Below are 6011 nucleotides of genomic sequence, written 5' to 3' on the forward strand. Positions count from 1 at the left end.
GCCACCGGGGGTTCACCCCGCTTGCCGCCGAGGGCCCGCTGGGGCTAGTCTCACGCCCGTGACTGCCGGGTCGGCCGCTTCTGGCCACTACCGAGACGGGCTCCCGGCCCAGGCTTGATCGCCGGGCGGGCCCGTGGTCCGCCGCAACCGGGTTCTCCTCCCCCTGACGACCGTGCACGGGTTCCGCGCGCCCTTTTTTGGCTTCAGCGCGCCGTTTTCCGCTGCCGGGTCGGGTTTTCGCGACGCCTGAGCGCCGCGCCACTCGCGTCCTCGCCACCGGTCCGCGCCGACCGGTCGTCCCGACGCGCCCTCTGAACCACCTCCCACCGAGGCACGCCCGACGCCGCCGGTGTCCTCGGCCTGCCCGGAAAACCTTTGGAGAGAACGAATGAGCGATGCCTTCAAGCAGTTCAACCAGCAGGTGATCGACGAGTTCCGGGCCAACGCCGGGCGCGTCGGCGGCATGTTCGAGGGCGGCAGGCTGCTGCTGCTCACCACCACCGGCGCGCGCACCGGCGCCAAGCACACCAATCCCGTGGGCTACCTGCCGGACGTGGAGCGGGTGCTCGTGATCGCGTCGGCGGGCGGGGCGCCCAAGCACCCCGACTGGTACCTGAACCTGGTGGCCAACCCCAGGGTGACCGTGGAGGACGGGACCTTCACCTACGAGGCGGACGCGGAGGTGCTGCGCGGCGAGGAGCGGGAGCGGATGTTCGCGCGGGCCGTGGAGGCCGATCCGGGGTGGGGCGCGTACCAGGAGAAGACGACGCGGGTGCTGCCGGTGGTGGCGCTCAACCCGGTGCCGGGGCCGCCGACGCCGAACGAGAAGTCGATGGGTGGCGCGCTGCTGGCCGTGCACGACGCGTTCCGGCGCGAGTTGTCGTTGGTGCGCAAGGAGATCCGGGCTTCGGGTGGGACGCTCGGCGCGCAGTTGCGGGTGAACTGCCTGACCGTGTGCGCGGGGTTGCACAACCACCACACCGGTGAGGACCTGATGCTGTTCCCGCACCTGCGGCACCGGTACCCGGAGCTGGAGCCGGTGCTGGACCGGTTGGCGCGCGAGCACGAGGCGATCGCGGCGCTGCTGGCGCGGCTCAAGGAGGTGCTCGCGGGCGGCGGCGCGGGGGTGGCGGACGAGGTGGACCGGCTCGCGGAGGAGCTGGAGGCGCACCTGCGGTACGAGGAGGAGAACCTGATCCCGTTGCTGGGGTGAGGTTTCCCGCCGTCCCTCCGGGTGCTCCGGCGGGACGGCGGGAGGTGGGTCACTCCTCGTCGAAGCCGCCCGCGAAGTCCTCGCCCTCGTCCTCGAACGAGTCGCCGACCTCGTCGAGGACCTCGTTGAGGATCATGCCGCCGACGACGCCCGCCGCGACGCCGCCGACGACCGCGCCCATGCCGGGGCCGCGGCGCTCCTGGTGGTGGTGCTGGTCGTAGCCGTAGGCGGGCTGACCGCCGTAGCCGGGCTGGCCGTAGGCGCCGGGCTGGCCGTAGCCGGGCTGCCCGTAACCGCCGGGCTGGCCGTACGCGGGCTGCCCGTAGCCGGGCTGGCCGCCGAACGCGGGGTTGCCGCCGAACGCCGGGTTCGCGCCGTAACCGGGCTGACCGCCGAACGCGCCGTGACCACCGCGCTCGACCACCTGGGTGAGCCACTGCCCGATGGCGGACGCCCAGTCGGTGTGCATGGCGTCGTTGTGCGACACGTGGAAGCGCCCGAACGCGTCGCCGCCGGAGCTGAACACGCCGCCGCGCTTGTCGGCCTCCAGGACCACGACGAGCTCGTGCGGGTTGGCGACGAAGGTCAGCTCGACCTCGTTGACCCGGCCCGCGAACTGCTGCGGCGGGAAGAACTCCAGCTCCTGGTAGAAGCCGAGCTCCTGGTTGACGCCGTGGATGCGGCCCGCCTCGACGTCCGCCTTGCGGAACTGGAAGCCGAGCTGCCCGAACGCCTGGAGCACGCGGTCCTGCGAGGGCAGCGGGGAGATCAGCACCGGGTCGAGGTCGCCCTTGTCGGGGGCGCCCGCGATGACCAGCTCGGTGCGCACGCCCACGGACACGCCGGGCAGCGGCGCGCCGCCGACGGCGGTGATCGGGGTCTCCCACGGCACCGGGATCTGGAACGGCACGGAGAGCGGCTGGTTCGCGGCGACGCGCACGTTGTGGGCGACCGCGACCCGCAGGAACTCGGCGACGCCCGAGTACTCGTCGTCGTGCCGCTCGACCTCGACGCGGGTCACCAGGGACAGCACGACCTGGTCGATGACCGCCTCGGAGCTGCCGCCCTGGATGCGCACCTGGCCGCTGATCAGCTGGCCGGGCGCGGCGTGCGGGGAGTCCAGCACGGTGTCGACCGACGGGCCGCCGACGCCGAAGGCGCTCAGCATCCGCTTGAACATCAGGTTTTCCTCCGTTGGGAAGGATGAGGTGGGGGTCGTGCCGGTGGTGCGGTCGTGCCGGGATCGTGCTGCGGTGACCACGCAAATCGGTCGAGACGGGCACTGAACGTGACAGTAGCACGTGGCACTGTATGGTTTGCGTGTTGACTGTCGTGGGCACGGGCGCGGGCACGGGCGGAAGGTGGTGTGGCGCGGTGACCGAGGCGTTGATCAGGATCGGCGAGCTGGCGGCGAAGGCCGGCGTGAGTCCCCGGACCGTCGACCACTACACGAACCTGGGGCTGCTGGCGCCCGCCGGGCGGTCCGGGGGGAACTACCGGCTGTACCGGGAGCAGGACGCGGACGTGATCGCGCTGGTGAAGGAGCTGGAGGCGGGCGGGCTGCCGCTGGAGGAGATCGCGAAGGCGATGACCTCCGGGGAGGCGGACGTGACGGGGGCGCTGGAGCGGATCGGGGCGGACCTGGACCTGCTGAAGGGGGCGGCGGACGCTGCGGCGCCGGAGTTGCAGGGGTTGCTGGCGGTGATCGCGGGGCGGGTGCAGTCGCTGATCACGATCGCGCTCCAGATCCCGCCGGATCTGCTGCTGCCGTGAGCTCTCGACCGCTCTTGCTGTAACAACGCGCGTGCTGGCCACGAACTCCCCAGCGGGAGGAATCGATGGTTTCAGCTTCCGACTTGACCAAGCGCCACAGAACTATGTTCTGGGTGTTGTCAGGGGCGCTCGCAGCCAGCCTGGCGGTGATTGCGCTCTACGGCGCTTCGCACGTCTGGAGCGCATTAAGACCGGCGGCCCTGTGCCTGCTCGTCGGATGGGCGGCGATGCTGCTCAGCGCCTTGGCGGGATTCCTCTTCGGAATTCCAAGGAGAGTGGAAGACTCGGCGAACTCCACAGCGGGGTACGCGGTGAACACCAACCTGGAACAGGTGTCCGACTGGTTGACGAAGATGCTCATCGGCGTGGGCCTGATCGAGCTGGGCAGCCTGGGAACGTGGTTCGGCGGCTTGAGCAGGACCGTGGGCGAAGCCATGGGGGGCGGGCCGGGGAGCGCGGTGGCGGCAGGCGGCGTGGTGGCCTTCTTCACCCCTCTGGGATTCCTGACCGGCTACCTGTGGACCAGGATGATCCTGCCACCCGCGCTGCGTGCCGCCGACGCGCTCGAAGAGACCCAGGTCGCCGACCAGATGACGGCGGTCGTGGACGGGACGCGGGGGTCCGCGAGCAAGTTCGTGACCGATTCGCCGGAGAGCGACGAGGTCGTCGGCAAACCCGACAACCGGGAGGAGATCACCCCCATACCGGCCATTCCGCTCCCCCGCCCCGACGACCTGTTCACGCTGTGGCACCAGGTGCACATCGTGCTCAGATCACTGGCCGGGATGAGCACGAGAAGAACCAGGCAGACGACCGAGCACTTGATCTCCGTGCTGGAGCGGCGCGGCGTCCTCGAACAAGATGTGGCACGAGCCCTGCGCGCGCTGTCGGATTCCGTCGCCAGGGTCAGTGCGGGAGCGACCCTCTCGGATTCGGACAGCAAAGCGGTGCAGAGCAGGGGGAAGATCCTGCTGTCGGCTTTGGAAATGCTCCGCCCGGTCGCTGCCGTCGCCTTCGAAGGGCACACCCTGGAGACGCTGAAAAAATTGGCGAAGCAGCACGGCTGGCAGGTTTCCCTGGACGCGCGCTTGGCGAGCGGGGAGCGCGTCGACGCACTCGTCGAGAAGAACGACCGGCAGATCCTGGTGGAGGTGCTCGCGCGGAGGAACAAAGAAAGCCTCTCCCGCGCGCTGGACAGGAGTCCCGGCGCAGCTCCGCTCCTGCTGGTCCTGCCGGGCGACCAGGCTGAAGCCCCGCCGAGGCGACTGCTGGTGGGCAAGCGGACCGGGCCGGTCGAGGTGCTCATGTGGGACGACGGCGCCGACCGGTTCCCGGACGTGGTCAGGGGCCTGCTCGAACCGGAGGGCTGACCCTCAGAACTCCACCCGGTACCACTCGAACCCCGCCGCCCACCCGTCCTCCCCCGCCGCGAACGCCTCGAACGCGCGCGTCACCCGCGCCAGGTCCGGCAGCTCGCAGCGGTAGTGCCGGTCCGCCGACCCCTCCCTGCGCTCCAGCGCGTAGCTCACCGCCCCGAAGCCCCCCGCGTACCCCACCTGCACGTAGTCCTGCTCCGCGCGCTCCAGGATCGCGTAGTACCTGCTCCGCGACAAACTCCCCAGCGCCGCCGCGATGCGCTCCGCGTCCGGGTTCTCGATGCGGGTCCCGTCCGACAGCGACAGCGTCACCCACGGGTGCAGCACCTGCCGCTCCTGGGGGTCGAAGCACACCAGCCCGTGCCGCCGCGCCAACTCCCGCACCACCGCGTGCACCCGAGCGCTCTGCGACCACCGGGCCGTCATCACGACCACGCCGCCGCGCGCGCTCGGCTCCTGCGCCCACGGCGCCACCGCCCCGGCGAACGCGCTCCCCAGCTCCTCCAGGAACCCCTTGAGCTCCGGTTCCACCGCATCGGCCGGGGACCGCGCCGCGAGGTCCCGGTACCTCTCCAGCGCGGCCTCGGCGGTGATCGGCGCGGTTTCCCGCCACGCCGCCAGGTCGAAGCCCACGGTCACCGATGCTAGTGACGCCCGACCCGGCGCGGGGTGGCGAAACGCCGGGTCGGGGGCAGCGCCCCGTGACCGCTACGACTGGCCGTCGATCAGCCACTGCCCGTTCGACTGGACCAGGGTGAAGGTGTTCGTCTCGCGCGAACCGCCGTTGTAGACCACGGTCGCGCGCACCTGGTTCGGGCCGAGGACCTGCACGTCGCTCAGCGACACCGAGCTGATCGTCTGCCAGAACCCGGCGTACCCCTGGTAGGTGCCCGCGCGGCCCGCCTTGAAGTTGTCCGTCAGCCTCGCGTACCCGGCCTCGGTGTTGCCCGGCAGCAGCGAGTAGTAGTCCCTCAGCCCCTGCTCCACCGGCACGCTCTGCGGCGGGGGCGGTTGCTCCTGGGTGCTCGTCTGCGTCGACGGCGCGGGCGAGCTCGGGGCGGACGAGGGGGTCGGGGTGTCGCTGGTCGGCTTCTGCCCGCCCGCGCCGGTGTCCTGGCCGCCGGGCTGCTCGCCGCCGGTCACCTCGGTGGTGACCGTGGTCTGCGGGGGCGGGGTGACCGCCTGGTCGTCCTGGCCGGACTGGTTCACCAGGTAGGTGACCAGGGTGGCGATGACCAGCGTGGCCAGCGCGAGCGCCACGATCGGCAGCACCTTGCGCCCGCCGCCCTCCTCCTCCGGCTGGTCCGGCTGGGTCCGGTACTGGGGGCACGGCGGCACGTACGGGGTGGGCGGCGCCGGGGTGAGCGCCGTCGCGGGCTCGTCCACGACGGTCGGGGGGTGGCGCTGCTCCGGCTCCGCCGCCCGCTCCGGCTCCGCGGGGGCCGCCGCCGCCAGGTCGTCGACCTTGGTCGGCTGCGGGGTGGACTGGGCGATGTCGGCGGCGGCTGCGACCGCGGCTGCCCCCGCCGCCGCGCCCGCGGCGGCCTCGGCGGGCAGTGCCTCCGCGGCGGGCTCGGCGATCACCGTCGGCCCGGCGGGCGCGGCGACGACCGCCGTCGGCGAGGAGTCCGGCCGCACCTCGCGCAGCA

5 protein-coding genes and 1 pseudogene are annotated in these 6011 nt (G+C 71.9%); 3 read left to right on the top strand and 3 right to left on the bottom strand.

From position 1 onward, the window contains the following. Nucleotides 1-388: 388 nt before the first annotated feature. On the top strand, nucleotides 389-1213 hold the full coding sequence (locus ACTUAL_RS20325; protein ID WP_440901367.1) for a nitroreductase/quinone reductase family protein: 825 nt from the start codon (nucleotides 389-391) through the stop codon (nucleotides 1211-1213). A 49-nt stretch (nucleotides 1214-1262) separates the two neighbouring features. Here ACTUAL_RS20325 and ACTUAL_RS20330 read toward each other — a convergent pair whose 3' ends face one another. Further along, nucleotides 1263-2393 carry a sporulation protein gene (locus tag ACTUAL_RS20330; protein ID WP_440901368.1) on the bottom strand — a complete coding sequence of 377 codons (1131 nt, stop codon included), beginning with the start codon at nucleotides 2391-2393 and terminating at the stop codon, nucleotides 1263-1265. A gap of 194 nt (nucleotides 2394-2587) precedes the next feature. Here ACTUAL_RS20330 and ACTUAL_RS20335 point away from each other — a divergent pair, with 194 nt between their 5' ends. Beyond that, on the top strand, nucleotides 2588-2986 hold the full coding sequence (locus tag ACTUAL_RS20335; RefSeq protein ID WP_440901369.1) for a MerR family transcriptional regulator: 399 nt from the start codon (nucleotides 2588-2590) through the stop codon (nucleotides 2984-2986). Between the two features lie 83 nt (nucleotides 2987-3069). Beyond that, entirely contained in the window at nucleotides 3070-4356 is a 1287-nt protein-coding gene (locus ACTUAL_RS20340; protein WP_440901370.1) for a hypothetical protein, read from the top strand. Between the two features lie 3 nt (nucleotides 4357-4359). Here the strand turns inward: ACTUAL_RS20340 and ACTUAL_RS20345 are convergent, their stop codons facing one another. Both ACTUAL_RS20345 and ACTUAL_RS20350 read right to left on the bottom strand, forming a co-directional pair. Continuing rightward, entirely contained in the window at nucleotides 4360-4995 is a 636-nt protein-coding gene (locus ACTUAL_RS20345) for a hypothetical protein (RefSeq protein WP_440901371.1), read from the bottom strand. A gap of 75 nt (nucleotides 4996-5070) precedes the next feature. Continuing rightward, a pseudogene (locus tag ACTUAL_RS20350) lies at nucleotides 5071-6011 on the bottom strand (hypothetical protein); the annotation flags it as partial.

The organism is Actinosynnema sp. (assembly GCF_052038725.1).

What these genes read in the sequence shown, in the direction of transcription:
- ACTUAL_RS20330 (WP_440901368.1), bottom strand. Translation starts at nt 2,393, where the DNA reads ATGTTCAAGCGGATGCTGAGCGCCTTCGGCGTCGGCGGCCCGTCGGTC.
- ACTUAL_RS20325 (WP_440901367.1), top strand. Translation starts at nt 389, where the DNA reads ATGAGCGATGCCTTCAAGCAGTTCAACCAGCAGGTGATCGACGAGTTC.